This window comes from Leifsonia sp. GW821-FHT13C09 (assembly GCF_058806435.1).
The window spans coordinates 673,685-692,496 of sequence record NZ_JBXAPS010000001.1 but is presented as its reverse complement, the minus strand read 5'-3'; the positions used below and the strand labels follow the sequence as shown (position 1 = coordinate 692,496).

The following is an 18,812-nucleotide window of genomic DNA, read 5'->3' as shown; positions in this document are numbered from 1 at the left end:
GTGCGAGTTCTGGCAGCGATGAGCGGTGGCGTCGATTCCGCCGTGGCCGCCGCGCGCGCCGTCGAGGCCGGGCACGACGTCGTCGGGGTGCACCTGGCGCTCAGCCGGATGCCGGGCACGCTCCGCACCGGCAGCCGCGGCTGCTGCACCATCGAGGACTCGATGGACGCCCAGCGCGCCGCGAACATCATCGGCATCCCGTACTACGTCTGGGACTTCTCCGAGCGCTTCAAGCTCGACGTCGTGGACGACTTCATCGCCGAGTACTCGGCCGGCCGCACGCCCAACCCGTGCATGCGCTGCAACGAGCGGATCAAGTTCGCCGCGCTGCTGGAGAAGGCGCTCGACCTCGGCTTCGACGCCGTGTGCACCGGCCACTACGCGAGCATCCTGACCGACGCCGACGGCAACCGCGAGCTTCACCGCGCGAGCGCCTGGGCCAAGGACCAGTCCTACGTGCTGGGCGTGCTCACCGCCGACCAGCTCGCGCACGCGATGTTCCCGCTCGGCGCCACGCCCTCCAAGGCGGAGGTGCGCGCCGAGGCGGCCGCCCGCGGGCTGAGCGTGGCGAACAAGCCGGACTCGCACGACATCTGCTTCATCCCCGACGGCGACACCCGCGGCTGGCTGGCCGAGCACGTCGGCGCGGCGGAGGGCGACATCCTCGACCGCGAGGGCAACCGGCTCGGCTCGCACGAGGGCGCGCACGCCTACACGGTCGGCCAGCGCAAGGGCCTCAACATCGGCTACCCGTCGCCGGACGGCCGCCCGCGGTTCGTGCTGGAGGTCCGGCCGAAGGACAACACCGTGGTCGTCGGCCCGAAGGAGGCGCTCGACATCGCCGAGATCGCGGGCGCGCGCTTCACCTGGGCCGGGCAGGCTCCGGCGTCGCCGGAGACCGCCTTCACGTGCGACGTCCAGATCCGCGCCCACGCCGACCCCGTGCCCGCCGTGGCCCAGGTCCGCGACGGCGAGCTCGTCATCCGCCCCGACGAGCCCCTGAACGGCGTCGCCCCCGGCCAGACCGCCGTCGTCTACGTCGGCACCCGCGTCCTCGGCCAGACCACCATCGACCGCACCGTCTCCGCCGTCCCCGCCTGACGGTCGGCAACGGAGGACGACCGGCCGCGCTCCCGACGTGTCGGCAGCTACCGGAGGACATACGGCCGGATCTGGCCCCGACCTCCTCCGTTCACCGCGGGCTGAGGGGCGTCGGCAACGGAGGAGATACGGGTGAATAGGCGGCCAATGTCCTCCGGTGACTGACTTTGCCCGGCGTGTCGGGGCGGGACTCCTCCGTTGCCGTCACGGCGTCGGTGGGGGTGAATATGCTTGCTGGGTGGCGATCGAGACGAGCGAGCAGACCCCGGAGCCGGAGCAGACAGCGGACGCCGTGCAGGCACGCGCGGAGGCCCAGGACCTGACCACGCGCATCCTCGAGCTGCGCGACGCGTACTACGAGCGCGACACCGTGCTCGTCAGCGACGAGGAGTACGACCGCATGCTGCGGCGCCTCGAGGAGCTGGAGCGGCTGCACCCCGAGCTGCAGAGCCAGGACAGCCCCACCCAGACGGTCGGCGGCCGCGCGCAGACGACGCTGTTCGCGCCGGTGCAGCACGCCGAGCGGATGCTGAGCCTCGACAACGTGTTCTCGCTGCAGGAGTTCGAGGCGTGGGCCGCGCGCGTGGAACGCGACGCCGGCCGCCGGGTCGACTACCTCTGCGAGCTGAAGATCGACGGCCTCGCGATCAACCTCCGCTACGAGAACGGCGTGCTCGTCAGCGCGGCCACCCGCGGCGACGGCGTGGTGGGGGAGGACGTCACCGAGAACATCCGCCAGATCCCCGCGATCCCGCAGCGGCTGGCCGGCGAAGGGCCCTTCCCTCCGCTGGTCGAGGTGCGCGGCGAGGTGTTCTTCCCGGTCGCCCAGTTCGACGAGCTCAACGCCCACCAGCAGGAGGCCGGAGAGCGCGTCTTCGCGAACGCCCGCAACGCGGCCAGCGGCTCGCTGCGCCAGAAAGCCGAGGGCAAGAACGCCGCGCAGCTCGCGCTCATGCGCGACCGGCTCCGCCGCCTGCACATGCTGGTGCACGGCATCGGCGCCTGGGCGAACCCGCCGGTGGACGCCCAGTCGAAGGTCTACGAACTGCTGCAGTCGTGGGGCCTGCCGACCTCCAGCCACTACCGCGTGCTCGGCACGGTGGCCGAGGTGGACGACTTCATCCGCTACTACGGCGAGCACCGCGGCAGCGTCGAGCACGAGATCGACGGCATCGTCATCAAGGTGGACGAGCTGGCCCTGCACGACGAGCTGGGCGCGACCTCCCGGGCGCCCCGGTGGGCGATCGCGTACAAGTACCCGCCGGAGCAGGTCAACACGAAGCTGCTCGACATTGTCGTCAGCGTCGGCCGCACCGGCCGGGCGACACCGTTCGCGGTGATGGAGAAGGTGCGCGTCGCCGGCTCTGAGGTGCGCCAGGCGACGCTGCACAACCAGGAGGTCGTGAAGGCGAAGGGCGTGCTGATCGGCGACACCGTCGTGCTGCGCAAGGCCGGCGACGTGATCCCCGAGGTGCTCGGCCCGGTGGTGGAGCTGCGCGACGGCACCGAGCGACCCTTCGTCATGCCGGAGTTCTGCCCGGAGTGCGGCACGAAGCTCGCCCCCGCCAAGGAGGGCGACATCGACCTCCGCTGCCCGAACGCCGAGTTCTGCCCGGCCCAGGTCCGCGGCCGGGTCGAGCACATCGGATCGCGCGGCGGGCTCGACATCGAGGCGCTGGGGGAGGTCGCTGCCGCCGCTCTCACCCAGCCCCGCTTCCCGGAGAAGCCCCCGCTGCCGACCGAGGCCGGCCTGTTCGGGCTGACCGTGCGCGAGCTGTTCCCGATCGAGGTGGTCGTCCGCGACTCCGAGACGGGGCTGCCGAAGCTGACCGACTCCGGCGCAGAGAAGGTGGACACGCCGTTCCGGCGTCGCCGGCAGAAGAAGGACGGACCCTTCGTCCCCGATGCGGAGGAGTTCGGCGGCGACGAGCTGTACGTGCCGTCGAAGAACGCGCTGGAGCTTGTCGCCAACCTGGCGGCGGCCCGCACGAAGCCGCTCTGGCGCATCCTCGTCTCGCTAAACATCCGGCACGTCGGCCCGGTCGCCGCCCGCGCCCTGGCCGACCACTTCGGGTCGCTCGACGCCATCCGCGGGGCCTCCCGCGAGGAGCTCGCCGCGGTCGACGGCGTCGGCGGGATCATCGCCGACGCGGTGCTCGCCTGGTTCGAGGTCGACTGGCACCGGGAGATCATCGAGCGCTGGGCCGCCGACGGCGTGCAGTTCACGACGCCCGGCCACGCCGGCCCGGGCGCGCAGGCCGACGCGGGCGGTGTCCTCTCGGGGCTGACCGTGGTCGCGACCGGCTCGCTGGAGGGCTTCACCCGCGAGGGAGCGCAGGAGGCGATCATCGCCGCGGGCGGCAAAGCGGCCTCCAGTGTCTCCAAGAAGACCGATTTCGTCGCCGCGGGACCGGGCGCGGGGTCTAAGCTCGCCAAGGCGGAAGAACTCGGCGTGAGGGTCATCGACGCCGCGCAGTTCGCGATCCTTGTCGAAAAAGGCCCCTCAGCGCTGGAGAACTAGTCCGCCAACTTGTGGACAGACCACAAGTTATCCCCCTGAATCGGGGGTAGAACGTCCATCCGTCCACCCCCCGGATGCGGCTAGAGTCGTGGTGTGCGCTCGCCCGGTGCACGCAAGGGCTTAGCTCGCTCGCTCTCGGAGGGACCCGGACGGAGTGCTGGTCGGCTTTGCAGCAGCTTCCATCGTCACCTCGGTCGTCACAGGACTGACCGGGGCCTTCGTCATGCCTGCCGACAGCACGCAGGCGGCGCGGCTGTCCGCACTCGCCCAGCCCGCTCCCATCGCCATCGGCGACGCGCCCGCGAGCTCCGGCCCGGCGGGTGCGAGCCTCCCCGGCACGAGCGCGGCGGCGGTCTTCGGCTCCATCCGCGCGGTCGACCCGGCGGCGCTTCCCGGCTTCCTCGGCGCTCACGCCTCCGACCTGAACCGGCTGTTGAGCAACCCCCCGGCGGCGAGCGACGTCAGCCAGCTCTGGAAGCTCCTCGACCCCGCCCGTCAGGCCGCGCTGGTGAAGTTCGCGCCGCACGTGGTCGGGAACCTGGAGGGCGTCCCCTACGCCGTCCGCGGCAAGGCGAACGTGCTCGACCTCGACCGCACCATCGCCTCCGCCAAGAACGACCTGCGTACCGAGCGCGGCAAGAGCGAGCGGGTCGCCCTCAAGCGCCAGCTCACGACGCTCGGCAATGTCGAGACCGCGCTGAAGAAGAAGGACGGCGTGAAGCGCACGCTGGTCTCGCTCGACACGTCGGCGCACGCCCGGGCCGCGATCGTCGTCGGCGACCTCCGCACCGCGCGCTACGTGAGCGTGCTCGTGCCCGGCATGTACATGTCGGTGGGGGAGCAGGTGAAGGGCTGGGCCGGCGTCGCCCAGAATCTCTACTCGCAGGAGACCGGCTTCCTCAAGCGGTTCCTCGGCTCGCGGTCGCACCCCAGTGCCCCCGGCGTCGCGGTCGTGGCCTGGATCGGCTACCAGACCCCGGTGCTGACGAACATCGGCGGCATGGACCTCGCCCGGCAGGGCGCCGACAGCCTGGAGCGCACGCTGATCGGCCTCCAGACGCTGCGGCAGGCGGATCCGCCGTACCTGAGCGTGCTCGCCCACTCGTACGGCTCGACCGCCGCGCTTCTCGCCCTGGAGAAGGGCACCGTCACGGTGGACGCGCTCGCGCTGATGGGGTCGCCGGGGTCCGACGCCCAGTCGGTGCGTCAGCTCGGCGTCCGCGGCGGCAACGTGTACGTGGGCAAGGCGTCGCTGGACCCGATCGTCAACAGCGCCTTCTTCGGCAGCGACCCGGGAGCCCCCTCCTACGGCGCGAAGACGATGGGCGTCGACGGCGGCACCGACCCGATCACTCACAAGAGCCTCGCCGGGTCGAGCGGCCACAACGAGTACTTCTCGGCCGGCACCGAGTGCATGCGCAATCTCGCCCTGATCGCGATCGATCAGGGCGGCCGCGTCCTCAGCTGACTGCGGCGGCGGCCTCGTCGGGCAGGCGCGTGCCACACGCGTCACCCTAGAATTGAACCGCGCCCGACGAAATGAACGAGTTCAACCGTTTGGGCCCACCAACTCAGACACCACCACGGAGACGCATGTCCGAAATCAGCGCAGAACAGGTCGCGCACCTGGCGAACCTCGCCAGGATCGACCTCAGCCCGGAAGAGATCGAGAGCCTCACGAGCGAGCTCGGCCAGATCGTCGAGGCGGTCGCGAAGGTGCAGGAGGTCGCCGGGCCCGACGTTCCCGCGACGAGCCACCCGCTCCCGCTCACCAACGTGTTCCGGTCCGACGAGGTGCGCCCGTCGCTGACCGTCGAGCAGGCGCTCTCCGGCGCCCCCGAGCGCGAGGGCGACCGTTTCAAGGTCGCCACCATCCTGGACGAGGAGTAAGCATGACGGATCTGACCAGGCTCTCCGCCGCGGCCCTCGCCGACCTGCTCGCCAGCCGCGAGGTCTCCTCCGTGGAGGCCACCCGCGCCCACCTCGACCGCATCGAGTCGGTCGACGCCGACGTGCACGCCTTCCTGCACGTTGCGGGCGAGAACGCCGTCCGCACCGCGGCCGAGATCGACGGCCGCCGGGCCGCGGGCGACCCGCTCGGCCCGCTCGCCGGCGTCCCGGTCGCGATCAAGGACGTGCTCGCCACCCACGACATGCCGTCCACCTCCGGTTCGCGCATCCTCGAGGGCTGGATCCCGCCGTACGACGCCACGGTCGTCCGCAGGCTCCGCGAGGCCGACCTGGTGCCGCTCGGCAAGACCAACATGGACGAGTTCGCGATGGGCTCCTCCACCGAGCACTCGGCCTACGGCCCCACCCGCAACCCGTGGGACCTGGAGCGCATCCCCGGCGGCTCCGGCGGAGGCTCGGCCGCGGCCGTCGCCGCTTTCGAGGCGCCCTTCGCGCTCGGCTCCGACACCGGCGGCTCGATCCGCCAGCCCGCCGCCGTCACCGGCTCGGTCGGCGTCAAGCCCACCTACGGTGGCGTCAGCCGCTATGGGGCCATCGCGCTGGCGAGCTCGCTCGACCAGGTCGGCCCTGTCTCCCGGAACGTCCTCGACGCGGGGCTGCTGCACGACGTCATCGCCGGGCACGACCCGTTCGACTCCACCTCGCTGACCGATTCCTGGCCGTCGATGGCGGAGGCCGCCCGAGCGGGCCTGCGTGACGGCGCTCTGAAGGGCGTGCGCGTCGGGGTCGTCCGCGAGCTGAACGGCGAGGGCTTCCAGGCCGGCGTCAAGCAGCGCTTCGTCGAGGCGCTGGCGCTCCTGGAGGGCGCAGGCGCCGAGATCGTGGAGGTCGAGGCCCCGAGCTTCGAGTACGCGGTCGCCGCCTACTACCTGATCCTCCCCGCCGAGGCGTCCAGCAACCTGGCCCGCTTCGACTCGGTGCGCTTCGGCCTCCGGGTGAGCCCCGAGGAGGGCCCGGTCACCGTCGAGCGCGTGATGGCCGCGACCCGCGACGCCGGCTTCGGCCCTGAGGTCAAGCGCCGCATCATCCTCGGCACCTACGCGCTGAGCGCCGGCTACTACGACGCCTACTACGGCTCGGCCCAGAAGGTCCGTACCCTCATCCAGCGCGACTTCTCGGCCGCGTTCGAGAAGGTGGACGTGCTGGTCAGCCCGAGCGCGCCGACCACGGCCTTCAAGTTCGGCGAGAAGCTGGCCGACCCGATGGCGATGTATCTCAACGACATCACGACCATCCCGGCGAACCTCGCGGGTGTGCCCGGTATGGGCCTCCCGATCGGCCTCGCGCCGGAGGACGGGCTCCCCGTCGGCATCCAGCTGATGACGCCGGCCCGCGCCGACGCCCGGCTCTACACCATCGGCGCCGCCCTGGAGCGGCTCTTGGAGGAGCAGTGGGGCGGCAGCCTGCTGAGCCAGGCGCCGGACCTGAGCGCCACCGAGATGTTCGCGAGCGAAGAGGGAGCCGTCTGATGGCCAAAGCTGACCTGATGGATTACGACAAGGCGCTCGAGCTGTTCGAGCCGGTGCTCGGCTTCGAGGTGCACGTCGAGCTGAACACTGCGACCAAGATGTTCTGCGGCTGCGCCAACGAGTTCGGCTCCGGCGCCAACACGAACACCTGCCCGACCTGCCTGGGCCTGCCCGGCGGCCTACCGCAGGTCAACGAGAAGGCGATCGAGTCGAGCATCCGCCTCGGCCTGGCGCTCGGCTGCGAGATCGCCGAGTCGAGCCGGTTCGCGCGGAAGAACTACTTCTACCCCGACCTGGCGAAGGACTTCCAGACCTCCCAGTACGACGAGCCGATCGCGCACGACGGCGTCGTGATGATCGAGCTGGAGAACGGCCGCGAGCTGCGCATCGAGATCGAGCGCGCGCACATGGAGGAGGACGCAGGCAAGCTGACGCACGTCGGCGGCGCCACCGGCCGCATCCAGGGCGCCGACTACTCGCTGGTCGACTTCAACCGCGGCGGTGTCCCGCTGGTCGAGATCGTCACCAAGATGATCGAGGGCGCGGAGGCCGACGCCCCGGAGGTCGGCCGCACCTACGTGCGGGCGATCCGCGACCTGGTGAAGGCGCTCGGCGTCTCCAACGCGCGCATGGAGGAGGGCAACGTCCGCTGCGACGCGAACGTGTCGCTCCGCCGGCGCGGCTCGTCCGAGCTCGGCACCCGCACGGAGACCAAGAACGTCAACTCGCTGCGCTCGATCGAGCGTGCGGTCCGCTACGAGATCCAGCGCCAGGCGGCGATCCTCGACGCCGGCGGTACGATCACGCAGGAGACCCGGCACTGGCACGAGGACACCGGCACCACCTCCGCCGGCCGCCCGAAGTCGGACGCCGACGACTACCGGTACTTCCCGGAGCCCGACCTGGTGCCCGTCGCGCCGAGCCGCGAGTGGGTCGAGGAGCTGCGTGGAACCCTGCCCGAGGCGCCCGCCGCCCGCCGCAAGCGGCTGACCGCCGAGTGGGGCTTCACCGCGCTGGAGTTCCAGGACGTCGACAACGCGGAACTGCTGGACGAGCTGGAGGCGACCATCGCCGCCGGCGCGACCCCGGGCGCCGCCCGCAAGTGGTGGACCGGCGAGATCGCCCGTCTCGCGAACGCGCAGGGCGTCCCGGCCGGCACGCTGGTCAGCCCGCAGCACGTCGCCGAGCTGGCCGCCCTGGTCGACGCCGGCACCCTCACCGACCGACTGGCCCGCCAGGTGCTGGAGGGCGTCATCGCCGGCGAGGGCGCACCGCAGGAAGTCGTGGACGCCCGCGGGCTCGCGGTCGTCTCCGACGACGGCGCACTGATCGCGGCGATCGACGAAGCACTGTCGGCGCAGCCGGACGTGCTGGAGAAGATCCGCGACGGCAAGGTTCAGGCCGCCGGCGCTGTGATCGGCGCCGTCATGAAGGCGATGAAGGGCCAGGCGGACGCGGCCCGCGTGCGCGAGCTGGTGCTGGAGCGCGCCTCGCAGTGAGCGGCGCCGCCGAGCGCACGACCTCGGTCGAGCAGGTCCCCTCGATCGAGCAGGTCACGGACGCGAGCGCTGCCGCCACGGCGGCGGCGCTCGCGCCTGTCCTCATCGACACCGTGGAGTCGGGCGCGAGCGTGGGCTGGATCGAGCCGCCCACTGCGGACGAGGCGATCCGGTGGTGGAGCGCCCTCTTGGACGACCCCGACTCCGAGACCTGGGTCGCCCGCGACGCCGGCCGCGCGCTCGGAACGATCACCTTGGTGCGCGCGGCCAAGCGCAACGGCCCGCACCGCGCCGAGGTGGTCAAGCTCATGGTGCACCGGGAGGCCAGGGGCCGCGGCGTCGCGCCCGCGCTGATGACAGCTCTGGAGGAGCACGCCGCCGCGAACGGGATCACCCTGCTCGTCCTCGACACCGAGACCGGCAGCCTCGCCGAGTCCCTGTACACCCGCTGGGGCTGGCAGACCGTCGGCGCTATCCCCGACTACGCCGTCGCGCCCTCCGGCGCCCTCGGCGGCACCACCATCATGTACAAGCGCCTCGCTCTTGATTCGTGACGAATCGCGGAAACGCGATTCGTCACGAATGCGGCGTATCGCGCCGCCGGAGTCGACATTCGGCACGAATCGTCAGGCGCGCTAGCGTGGGGGTATGGGCGTTTTCACTCTCGGCGGGCTGACCACGGCCCCCGCCTCCTCCCGCACCGACCTGCTCGCACCGGCGACCCGTGAGACGTTGACGGAGCTCGGCTGGCTCGATGAGGTGGGCATCGTCGAGATCGACCCGGACGTGTCCGACACAGCGGCCACGCGGGAGCAGTTCGGTCTGGAGGCCGACACGCTCGCCAACTGCGTCGTGGTCGGCGGCAAGCGCGAGGGCGTGGAGCGGATCGCCGCGTGCGTCGTGCTCGCCACCACGCGCGCCGACGTGAACAACACCGTCAAGCGTCTGCTGGACGTGCGCAAGGCGTCCTTCCTCCCGATGGAGCGCGCCGTCGAGCTGACCGGCATGGAGTACGGAGGCATCACGCCGATCGGGCTGCCGCCCGAGTGGCCGCTGCTGGTCGACTCCCGCGTGGTGGCCGACGGCGTCGTGGTCATCATCGGGTCCGGCGTCCGCCGGTCCAAGATCCTGCTGCCCGGCCGGCTGCTTGGCGACCTCCCGTCCGCGCAGGTGATCGACGAGCTCGGCCAAGAGCTGCCCCCGCGATGACCGGCGCGGGCGTCGACCGCCTCCTCGGTCCGGTGCGCTCGCACCTGATCGAGACGCTGTCCGGGCGCTCCGATCGGATCCCGAGCTGGGTGCTGCGGCTGGAGGACGGCGAGGACGAGGGGTTCTTCCCGGCCGGCGGCGCCGCGTGGACCGTGCATGGCGGGATGCCGACCCTGGTCGCGGGCGTGCGCGCCCTGCTCCTGCAGGCGCTGCACCCCGGCGCGCTCGCGGGCGTGCGCGAGCACTCGCGCTACCGCGAGGACCCGCTGGGGCGGCTGGCCGGCACGATCCAGTGGATCCACACGGTCACCTTCGGCAGCCGTGGCCAGGCGGTCGCCGGCTCCGAGATGGTGAAGGTCCTGCACGAGCGCGTGCACGGCAGCTATGTCGACGGCCACGGCGTCACCCGGCCGTACACGGCGAACGATCCCGACCTCGCCGAATGGGTGCACCTGGCATTCACCGACGCCTTCCTCACCGCGCACGAACGCTGGGGGTCGCCGATCCCGGGCGGAGCGGACGGGTACGTGAGCGAGTGGGCCACCGCGGCCGAGCTGATGGGGGTCGAGAAGCCGCCGCGCGCCGCCGCCGAGCTGCGCGCCCGCATCGACGCGGTGACCGACGCGGGGGAGCTGCGCGGCGGGCCCGAGGTGGAGGAGATCGTGCGCTTCATCCGGCGCGCTCCGCTGCGCTCGACGCTGCGGCCGTCCTACCGCGTGCTGTTCCGCGCGGCGGTCTCCACGCTGGAGCCGCGCCACCGCGCCCTGCTCGGGCTGCCCGTCGCCGACCGGCTGCCGATCCACCGCGCGACGGCCGTCGTGCTCGGGGGAGCGCAGGTGCTGCTGGGGCCGAAGACGCAGGCGGAGCTGGCCGCGCGGAGGCGGCTGGCGCGACTCGCGGCGGCGACGGAAGCCTGAGCGGCCATTCCGCTCCGGCGCGTCGCTGAGAACCTGCAACCTCTCCGCCCCCTCCGGGAGCTACGCTGTGGCCGGTGGGCCGCTCACAGCCGAGCGGACCCGACTCACCGGAGGTGTTGCCATGACATCCATCAGTCCGACCGCGCCCGGCGAGGCCGGGAAGAAGGGCCTCAAGAGCGGGGCGCTGGGTCTCGTGTCCGGCGTCGTCGTCGGCGTGGCCTCCACGGCGCCGGCCTACAGCCTCGCCGCGAGCCTCGGCTTCATCGTCGTGGGCGGCACGCTCGCCGCCGGGGTCAAGGCGCCCGGCATCGTGCTGCTCGCGTTCATCCCGATGTACCTGATCGCCGTCGCGTACCAGGAACTCAACAAGGCGGAGCCCGACTGCGGCACGACGTTCACCTGGGCGGCGCGCGCCTTCGGGCCGATCACCGGGTGGATGGGCGGCTGGGGCATCATCATCGCCGACGTGATCGTGATGTCCAACCTGGCGCAGATCGCCGGCCAGTACTCGTTCACATTCGTCGGCGGCTTCGGGCTGCCCGGCGTCGCGGCGCTCGCCAACAACAACGTCGCGGTGACGATCGCGGGGCTGGTCTGGATCGCCCTGATGACGTGGATCTGCTATCGCGGCATCGAGGTGTCCGCACGGTTGCAGTACTTCCTGCTCGGCTTCGAGGTGGTCATCCTGATCTTCTTCGCCGTGTTCGCGCTGGTGAAGGTGTACACGGGCAACGCGGAGCCGTACTCGCTGATCCCGCAGTGGTCGTGGTTCAACCCGTTCACCCTCGACTTCGGCCAGACCATCGCCCCGGCGCTGCTGACCGCGATCTTCATCTACTGGGGCTGGGACACCGCGGTCTCCATCAACGAGGAGACCAAGAACCCGGACAAGACCCCGGGGCGCGCCGCGATCATCAGCACCCTCCTCCTGCTCGGCACCTACGCGATCGTGACCGTCGCGACTGTCGCGTTCGCGGGCGTCGGCACGAAGGGCATCGGGCTGGCGAACCCCGCGAACTCGGGCGACGTGTTCTCCGCGATCGGGCCGACGCTGTTCGGCAGCGGGCCGGTCGGGGCCATCCTGATGACGCTGCTCGGCTTCTCGATCCTGACCTCTGCGTCGGCGTCAACGCAGACGACCATCCTGCCGACCGCTCGCACGACCCTGTCGATGGCGGTCTACAAGGCGATCCCGGAGAAGTTCGCGCGCATCCACCCGAAGTTCCTGACGCCGACCTGGTCGACGATCGGGATGGGCCTGATCTCGGCGGCCTTCTACCTGATCTTCACCGCGATCAGCGTCACGCTGCTGACGGCCCTGATCGGCTCGATCGGCCTGATGATCGCGTTCTACTACGGCCTGACCGGCTTCGCGTGCGTCTGGTACTACCGCCGGACGCTGTTCACGAGCTTCCGGCACGCGATCATGCGCGGGCTGTTCCCGCTGCTCGGCGGCCTGATGCTGCTGGCCGTGTTCATCTACGGCGTGATCAGCTTCGCGGCGCCGGACTGGCTGCAGGACGCCAACGGGAAGAACGTGACCATCTTCGGCATCGGCGCGGAGGCCGTGGTCGGCGTCGGCGGCATCCTGATCGGCGTCGTGCTGATGATCATCTGGCGGATCATCCGGCCCGACTACTTCAAGGGTCTCACCCTGCCGCGGCAGAGCGACGACATCATCCTGGAGCCGGTCCTCGTCGGCGACGAACTGCCGTTCGGGACCGCGGCGTCGCGCATCCCGGCGACAGTCATCGCGCCTGACTTCTCCAACCTTCCCGAAGGACAGACCCCGGTCAACGCGGAGACCCTCGAAACGGTCGACGAGCCGGCGGACCTGCCGCCGGCCGATCCCGACCTCCCGCGCAAGGGGGTCGAGTGAGCCAGCGGAGCAGCCGAGAGAGCCAGCGCAGCCGAACGGTCCACTGGGAGGACCCGGCGCCGGGCGTCGCCGTCATGCCGACGATGAGCGGCCTCGCCTACCTGCAGGCGATGATCGCTGGCGAGCTGCCGCCGCCTCCCATCGCCGGTCTGATGGGGATGACGCTGACGGAGGCGGAGACCGGACGGGCGGTGTTCGTCTGCGAGCCCGACGAGTCTCACTACAACCCGATCGGGACGGTGCACGGCGGCCTGGTCTGCACACTGCTGGATTCGGCGATCGGCTGCGCGGTGCAGTCGACGCTCGGGCAGGGCCAAGGCTATACGTCGATCGAGATCAAGGTGAACTATCTGCGGCCGGTGTTCGCGGGCAGCGGTCCGCTCACCGCCAGCGCGACGGTGACCAAGCCCGGCAACCGGGTCGCGTTCGCGGACGGGGTGGTGACGGACGGGAGCGGGAAGACGGTGGCGACGGCGACGGGGTCGCTGCTGGTGTTCCCGATCGGTTAGCCTGCCTGCTGCGCCAGAAGCAGGTCGCGCACCTTGCGGCGGATGACCTTGCCGACGATGCTGCGCGGCAGCTCGTCCACCTGGACGACGTGTTTCGGCACCTTGTAGGCGGTCAGGCAGTCCCGGCCGTAGGCGCGGATGGCCTCCTCGTCGAACGAGGTCCCCGGCTCCATCACGACCGCGGCGACCACGTCCTCGCCGCCGCGGCGGTGCGGGAGGCCGACCACGGCGACGTCCGCGACGCCCTCGAAGCTGCGCAGCGCATCCTCCACCTCGGTCGGGGACACGTTGAAGCCGCCGGTGACAATGAGCTCCTTGATCCGGTCCACGATGCGGACGAAGCCGTCCTCGTCCATCGTGACGATGTCGCCGGTGCGGAACCAGCCGTCGGCGGTGAGCACCTTCGCCGACTCTTCGGCGTTGTGCCAGTAGCCGGAGAACACTTGCGGGCCGCGGGCGAGCAGCTCGCCCTCCTCGCCGAACGCCCGGTCGACGGACGGGTCGTCCGGGTCGGCGACGCGCAGCTCGGTGCCCGGCAGCGGGAGGCCGACCGTGCCGGGCTTGCGGGTCGCGCCGACCGGGTTCGCCATCAGTACCGGCGAGCATTCGGAGAGGCCGTAGCCTTCCACCAGGTAGCCGCCGGTCTTGGACTCCCAGAGGTCGACGATGCTCTGCGGGAGGCTCATCGCGCCGGAGATGGCGATCTCGATGCCCGAGAGCGACACCTTGCGCTTCTCGGCGGCCTGCACCAGTCGCTCGTAGATCGGAGGCACGGCGGGCAGGAAGGTCGCTGGGCGCTTCTTGACGACGTCCAGCACCAGGTCGGGGTCGAACTTGGGGAACAGCACCAGCCGCGACCCCATGCTCATCGCGAAGGTCAGGCAGAGGGTGAGGCCGTAGGCGTGGAACAGTGGAAGGACCGCGTAGACCACCGAGGTGCCGCGCTCGATCGTCGGCACCCACGCGCGCGCCTGGGCCGCGTTGACCGCGAGGTTGAGGTGGCTGAGCATGACGCCCTTCGGCCGCCCGGTCGTGCCGCTGGTGTACTGGATGAGCGCAAGGTCGTCGCGTTCCGGCCGCGGCACGGTGGCCTTCAACCGGCGGGACGACACCAGCGACTCCCACGTGACGGCGCCGGAGACCTTCGCGGTGAGCTGCTCCCGGGCCTTGCGTGCGGCGGGAACCGGGAGGCGCAGGGCGAAGCGCTTGGACGCGGGCATCCCGCGGGTGATGTCCACCGCGATGACGGTGGTCACACCGAGGTCGGCGGGGAGGTCCTGCACCGTCGGCACGACCTTGTCCCACACGATCGCCACGGTCGCGCCGTGGTCCTCGAACTGGTGCCGGAGCTCGCGCGGCGTGTAGAGCGGGTTGTGCTCCACCACGACGGCGCCGAGCCGCAGGACGGCGTAGAACGCGACCACGTGCTGGGGGCAGTTCGGCAGCACCAGCGCGACCCGGTCGCCCCGGCGGACGCCGCGCTTGCGGAGGCCCTCCGCGGCGCGCGCGATCTGGTCGCCGAGCTCCGCGTAGGTGGTCGTCGCGCCGAAGAACTCCAGCGCGACGTGCCTGCCGTAGGTCGCCACCGAGTCGTCGATCAGGTGAGCGAGGGAACCCTCCGGCAGCTCGATGTCGGCGGGGACGTCCGGCGCATAGGCGGAGACCCAGGGGCGATCGCTGTAACCAGTCACAGGGACGAGCCTATTGGGCCGCCGTCAGCGCGTGCACGGCCTCCTCGATCGGGACGTCGCCGGAGATGACCTCCCACGTGCGGCCGATCGTCGCCGGTTCGGCCAGGCAGACGGCGATCAGCCGGGCGACGTCCTCGCGCGGGATGGTGCCGCGCGGCACGCTCTCGCCGAGCTGGATCGCGCCGGTGCCCTCATCGAAGGTCAGGCCGCCCGGACGCAGGATGGTCCAGTCCAGCCCGGAGGCGCGCAGCGCCTCGTCGGCCTCGCGCTTGGCCTCCACGTACGCGCGCCACTGCGGGTCGGCGTCCTCCGCCACCGGGGCGTCGACGCCCCACGCGCTCACCTGCACGAACCGGCGGACACCGGCGGAGGCCGCGGCCTCGGCGGATTTCACCGAGCCCGCGTAGTCGACGGTGCGCTTGCGGGCGACGCCCGACCCCGGACCGGCGCCCGCGGCGAACACGACCGCGTCGCAGCCGACGAAGGCCATGGCGATGGCGCCGGAGTCGGCGTGCTCGATGTCGATGACGTGGCCCTCGCCGCCGAGGCGGTAGACGTCCTCGGCGTGCTCGTCGCTGCGCACGATGCCGACGAACTCGTCCCCCCGGTCGTAGAGCACCCGCATGAGCTGCTGGGCGACTTTTCCGTGGGCTCCGACGATCGCGATTCGACTCATGCTCCCATCTTGCTCCTGTTCGGGCCCGCTCCGCTCACGGCGAACGTGCGCGCGGCCCGGCGGGAGGATGCGTTACGGTCGTGCACATGACCGGTCTGCTGGAGTTCGTGGCGCGCTTCTTCGCGCCAGGCTCCGGTCTGTCGGTGCTGTGGCACTCCGCTGCGTGGCCCTCCGGCTTCTCCGGGCTGATCGCCCTCGCCGGTCTGGCCGGCGCGATCGGGATCGTCGCGGTCGCCGCGACGGCGGTCGTCCGTTCGGTCGCAGCGCTCGCGGCCTCGCTGCGCGTCCGCGCCGTCTGGTCGACCCCGCTTCAGCCCACTGCGGGCTGGCTCCTGCACAGCCAAGCCGATCCGGACGCCGACGGGCGTCCGCGCCCGAGAGCACCGGGCCTCCTCCTGCCGGTCGCGTAGCCGGGCGTCCTCGCCCCTGCGTTCTCGCTTCTGCGCGGCCAGACGACGTCTTCGTCCGTTTCCGACAGCAGGGACACCACCCATGGACTTCTTCTCGTGGCCGCCGATCGCGGCCGTCCTCGACGCGGCCTACGGCTTCGTCACCGCCCTCTCCGCCGCCGCCGAGCCCGTCGCGGGCGCGGCGGCCGGCATCGTCGCGATCGTCGTGCTGACGATGATCGTGCGCGCCCTCCTCCTCCCCGTCGGCGTCAGCCAGGTGCGCGCCGAGTACACCCGCCGCCGGCTCGCCCCGGCCCTCGCCGAGCTCCAGCGCAGGCACGGGAAGGATCGCGAGCTGCTCGCCCGCAAGACGATGGAGCTCTACCAGGCCGAGCGCACCTCCCCGTTCGCAGGGATGCTCCCGCTGCTCGCGCAGCTCCCGGTCATCTCGCTGGTCTACGCGCTGTTCACGCACGCCACGATCGCCGGCCACGCCAACGCGCTGCTGGACGCCCACGTGCTCGGCGCGCCGCTCGGCACCAGCTTCGTCGGGCTCGCCGGCGCCGGCTCCATCTGGCCCGCCTTCCTGGTCTACGCGGGCGTGCTCGTGCTCATCGCCGCGGTGACCACGGTGTCCCGCCGGGTGCTCGCGCTGCCCCAGCCGGCCGGCTCGCCCGCCCCGACCGGCGTGGTGCGGGCGCTGTCCTTCCTGCCGTACGTCACGGTGGTGTTCGCGGCATTCGTGCCGCTGGCCGCCGCCGTGTACATTCTGACCACGACGGCCTGGACCGTCGTCGAGCGCGCGACCCTGCGCCGCCTGCTCGACCCGGAGCGGGGGAGGACCGAGCCATCGACGTCGCACTGAAGCCCGTCCCGACGCTGACGACCGAGCGGCTGACGCTCGTCCCGCTCGGGCCCGACCACTTCGAGGGCACCTGGGCGTCCCTCCACGAGCCGGAGGTCCTGCGGCTCACCGGTACGCACGCCGCCTTCGAGGAGGACCGCGTCCGCGACTGGCTCGCGGGACTCGCCGGGATCGAGGGCCGCGCCGACTGGGCGATCCTGCGCACGGCCGACGGCGTCCACCTCGGCGAGGTCGTGCTCAACGACCTGGACGCGGACAACCGCTCCGCCGGGTTCCGCATCATGCTCGGCTCGCCGCAGTGGTTCGGCGGCGGCTACGGCACCGAAGCGACCAGGGCGGTGCTGGAGCACGCCTTCGGCGCCGTCGGTCTGCACCGCGTCGAGCTGGAGGTCTTCGCGTTCAACCCGCGGGCGCAGCGCGCCTACGAGAAGGCCGGCTTCGTCGTGGAGGGCCGGCGGCGCGACGCGCTGCGCTGGGACGGTGAGTGGGTCGACGCGATCGTGATGGGATGCTTGAGCCATGTGGAAGCGTGATCGTCCCCGTCCCCGGCCACCGCGCGACCCGCGCGAGGCCATGCCGGGGCTCGGCGTCGGGGTGCAGGTGTACGTGGTCGAGCAGGAGCCGCCGTCGTCCGACGACTGGCCGGGAGAGCCGACCGGGGTGATCATCGCGTCCGGCGACCGCACCCTGCGGCACGTGTCGCTGCCGAACGACGGCTTCACGACCTGGGTGGTCGCCTTCAGCGAGCCGCAGCGGCGCCGCGACGGCAGCGGGCCGTACGAGCACGCGACCATCCCGTCCGCGCTGCTGGTCGCGGCCGAGCCCGCGGAGGCCTGAGCCGTGCTCGGGCTCGGCCTCGGCGTCGGTCTGGTCCGGGGCATCAACGTCGGCGGCAACGCGCGCGTCGCGAAGGCCGACCTCGCCGCCGCGTTCGAGGCGGCGGGCTTCGAGGACGTGGTCACGCTGCTGCAGAGCGGCAACGTCGTCTTCCGCGGGAGCGGCGCGCCCACTGCGGCCCAGGCCGAGACGATCGTAGCGGCGCTGTCGGAGTCGTCCGGCGTGTCCGTCGGGGTCGTCCTGCTGGCGGAGGAACGCTTCCGCCGGATCGCGGCGGACAACCCGCTGCTGGAGGTCTCCGACGACGACTCCCGGCTGGTGGTGACCTTCCTCGACCACGATGTGCCCTCCGGCGTGGTCGCGCCAGCGGACGTCGAGCTCGCGCCCGAAATGGTGCGGCTGGGCGACCGCGCGATCTACCAGTGGAGCCCGCTCGGCGTCTCGAAATCCGTCGTGCCCGCCGCGTTCTGGCGGAGCCTCGGCCCGGTGGCGACGGGCCGCAACCAGCGCACGGTCCTGCGCCTGATCGCCGAGCTCGACCGGCGGAGGTGAGTCGCCGATAACGATTCCGGCGCCCACCGGATGATATCCTGCCTGTCAGATTGACATTTCTGCAACAGGGGAATCAACGGTTGAATCGACGACTCGCCGAAGACGGCGCGCCGACAGTGGAAGTCCCGACACGGTCGACCCCACATCGAGGCGACGAGAATTGTGCTCGTGTGGCTGGGCGGATCACGGAGTTGCTTCGTGAGGCGAATGACGATGTTCTGCGCTTCCTTCAGCGCAGGGTCGGTTCCGAGCAGGCCGGCGATCTGTTCGGGGAGACCCTTCTCGCAGTCTGGCGGCGGGCTTCTGACCTACCAAGCGACGAGGTCGAAGCTCGCAGGTGGCTGTTCGGGATAGCGCGAGGAACCTTGCTGAATCATTTTCGAGGAGAGCGGCGCTACCTCGAACTCGTGCGCACGTTGCGGCTTCACGCGGCGCAGGCGACGGCAGCCCGCGCCGCCGACCACGGTAGCGACATTCGCGATGCGATCGGCCGTCTTTCGCGCGATCACGCCGAGATCATCGTCCTCGTGCATTGGCACGGCTTCAGCGTGAGCGAAGCCTCGCAGATCATCGGCGTCAGTGCCGCTGCTGCTCGGGCTCGGCATGCGCGCGCCAAGAAGGCTCTCCATCACGCGCTCTCGCCTCGCGGGGGTGCCGAATAAGGCGAGCGGCCCGTCCCGATGTCACATTTCTCAGGATCCCGGACATATACAGAGTGAAGGGGCTT

19 protein-coding genes are annotated in these 18,812 nt (G+C 71.3%); 17 read left to right on the top strand and 2 right to left on the bottom strand.

The window, feature by feature from the left end; genetic code table 11:
- The 11 genes from mnmA (at position 1) to AC1ROW_RS03270 (ending at position 13,075) form a co-directional block, all read left to right on the top strand.
- The gene (gene mnmA / locus AC1ROW_RS03320) at positions 1-1,101 is read left to right on the top strand and encodes a tRNA 2-thiouridine(34) synthase MnmA (protein WP_493017431.1); all 1,101 of its coding nucleotides are present in this window, start codon (positions 1-3) and stop codon (positions 1,099-1,101) included.
- Between the two features lie 238 nt (positions 1,102-1,339).
- A complete protein-coding gene (ligA, locus tag AC1ROW_RS03315; protein WP_493017430.1) occupies positions 1,340-3,622 on the top strand; it encodes an NAD-dependent DNA ligase LigA in 2,283 nt (760 codons plus the stop codon).
- A gap of 154 nt (positions 3,623-3,776) precedes the next feature.
- Positions 3,777-5,090: an alpha/beta hydrolase gene (locus AC1ROW_RS03310; protein WP_493017429.1), complete on the top strand. Its 1,314-nt coding sequence runs from the start codon at positions 3,777-3,779 to the stop codon at positions 5,088-5,090.
- A 125-nt stretch (positions 5,091-5,215) separates the two neighbouring features.
- The gene (gene gatC, locus AC1ROW_RS03305; RefSeq protein ID WP_185277619.1) at positions 5,216-5,512 is read left to right on the top strand and encodes an Asp-tRNA(Asn)/Glu-tRNA(Gln) amidotransferase subunit GatC; all 297 of its coding nucleotides are present in this window, start codon (positions 5,216-5,218) and stop codon (positions 5,510-5,512) included.
- A 2-nt stretch (positions 5,513-5,514) separates the two neighbouring features.
- Positions 5,515-7,062: an Asp-tRNA(Asn)/Glu-tRNA(Gln) amidotransferase subunit GatA gene (gatA, locus tag AC1ROW_RS03300; RefSeq protein WP_493017428.1), complete on the top strand. Its 1,548-nt coding sequence runs from the start codon at positions 5,515-5,517 to the stop codon at positions 7,060-7,062.
- The gene (gene gatB / locus AC1ROW_RS03295) at positions 7,062-8,561 is read left to right on the top strand and encodes an Asp-tRNA(Asn)/Glu-tRNA(Gln) amidotransferase subunit GatB (protein WP_493017427.1); all 1,500 of its coding nucleotides are present in this window, start codon (positions 7,062-7,064) and stop codon (positions 8,559-8,561) included. Before gatA ends, gatB begins: the two co-directional genes overlap by 1 nt.
- On the top strand, positions 8,558-9,115 hold the full coding sequence (locus tag AC1ROW_RS03290; protein WP_493017426.1) for a GNAT family N-acetyltransferase: 558 nt from the start codon (positions 8,558-8,560) through the stop codon (positions 9,113-9,115). The genes gatB and AC1ROW_RS03290 overlap by 4 nt, the downstream gene beginning before the upstream one ends.
- A gap of 94 nt (positions 9,116-9,209) precedes the next feature.
- The gene (locus tag AC1ROW_RS03285; protein WP_493017425.1) at positions 9,210-9,770 is read left to right on the top strand and encodes a YbaK/EbsC family protein; all 561 of its coding nucleotides are present in this window, start codon (positions 9,210-9,212) and stop codon (positions 9,768-9,770) included.
- Positions 9,767-10,687, top strand: coding sequence for an oxygenase MpaB family protein (locus tag AC1ROW_RS03280; RefSeq protein ID WP_493017424.1), 921 nt, complete (start codon positions 9,767-9,769; stop codon positions 10,685-10,687). The genes AC1ROW_RS03285 and AC1ROW_RS03280 overlap by 4 nt, the downstream gene beginning before the upstream one ends.
- A gap of 121 nt (positions 10,688-10,808) precedes the next feature.
- A complete protein-coding gene (locus AC1ROW_RS03275) occupies positions 10,809-12,566 on the top strand; it encodes an APC family permease (RefSeq protein WP_493017423.1) in 1,758 nt (585 codons plus the stop codon).
- Positions 12,563-13,075: a PaaI family thioesterase gene (locus AC1ROW_RS03270; RefSeq protein ID WP_493017422.1), complete on the top strand. Its 513-nt coding sequence runs from the start codon at positions 12,563-12,565 to the stop codon at positions 13,073-13,075. The genes AC1ROW_RS03275 and AC1ROW_RS03270 overlap by 4 nt, the downstream gene beginning before the upstream one ends.
- On the opposite strand, the gene AC1ROW_RS03265 is transcribed toward AC1ROW_RS03270, so the two are convergent.
- Complete coding sequence (locus AC1ROW_RS03265; RefSeq protein WP_493017421.1) at positions 13,072-14,766, bottom strand: long-chain-fatty-acid--CoA ligase; 1,695 nt, start codon at positions 14,764-14,766, stop codon at positions 13,072-13,074. The two genes, AC1ROW_RS03270 and AC1ROW_RS03265, sit on opposite strands and share 4 nt — an antisense overlap.
- 10 nt (positions 14,767-14,776) lie before the next feature.
- Positions 14,777-15,442, bottom strand: coding sequence for an SDR family oxidoreductase (locus AC1ROW_RS03260; protein WP_493017420.1), 666 nt, complete (start codon positions 15,440-15,442; stop codon positions 14,777-14,779).
- A gap of 86 nt (positions 15,443-15,528) precedes the next feature.
- Here AC1ROW_RS03260 and AC1ROW_RS03255 point away from each other — a divergent pair, with 86 nt between their 5' ends.
- The 6 genes from AC1ROW_RS03255 to AC1ROW_RS03230 all read left to right on the top strand — a co-directional run bounded on the left by AC1ROW_RS03255 (position 15,529) and on the right by AC1ROW_RS03230 (position 18,747).
- Complete coding sequence (locus tag AC1ROW_RS03255) at positions 15,529-15,852, top strand: DUF6412 domain-containing protein (protein WP_493017419.1); 324 nt, start codon at positions 15,529-15,531, stop codon at positions 15,850-15,852.
- 82 nt (positions 15,853-15,934) lie between these two features.
- The gene (locus AC1ROW_RS03250; RefSeq protein WP_493017418.1) at positions 15,935-16,696 is read left to right on the top strand and encodes a YidC/Oxa1 family membrane protein insertase; all 762 of its coding nucleotides are present in this window, start codon (positions 15,935-15,937) and stop codon (positions 16,694-16,696) included.
- Positions 16,615-17,229: a GNAT family N-acetyltransferase gene (locus tag AC1ROW_RS03245; RefSeq protein WP_493018349.1), complete on the top strand. Its 615-nt coding sequence runs from the start codon at positions 16,615-16,617 to the stop codon at positions 17,227-17,229. The genes AC1ROW_RS03250 and AC1ROW_RS03245 overlap by 82 nt, the downstream gene beginning before the upstream one ends.
- Complete coding sequence (locus tag AC1ROW_RS03240; RefSeq protein WP_493017417.1) at positions 17,216-17,533, top strand: hypothetical protein; 318 nt, start codon at positions 17,216-17,218, stop codon at positions 17,531-17,533. Before AC1ROW_RS03245 ends, AC1ROW_RS03240 begins: the two co-directional genes overlap by 14 nt.
- A gap of 3 nt (positions 17,534-17,536) precedes the next feature.
- Positions 17,537-18,085 carry a DUF1697 domain-containing protein gene (locus AC1ROW_RS03235; protein ID WP_493017416.1) on the top strand — a complete coding sequence of 183 codons (549 nt, stop codon included), beginning with the start codon at positions 17,537-17,539 and terminating at the stop codon, positions 18,083-18,085.
- A gap of 170 nt (positions 18,086-18,255) precedes the next feature.
- Positions 18,256-18,747 carry an RNA polymerase sigma factor gene (locus AC1ROW_RS03230; RefSeq protein ID WP_493017415.1) on the top strand — a complete coding sequence of 164 codons (492 nt, stop codon included), beginning with the start codon at positions 18,256-18,258 and terminating at the stop codon, positions 18,745-18,747.
- Positions 18,748-18,812: the final 65 nt, after the last annotated feature.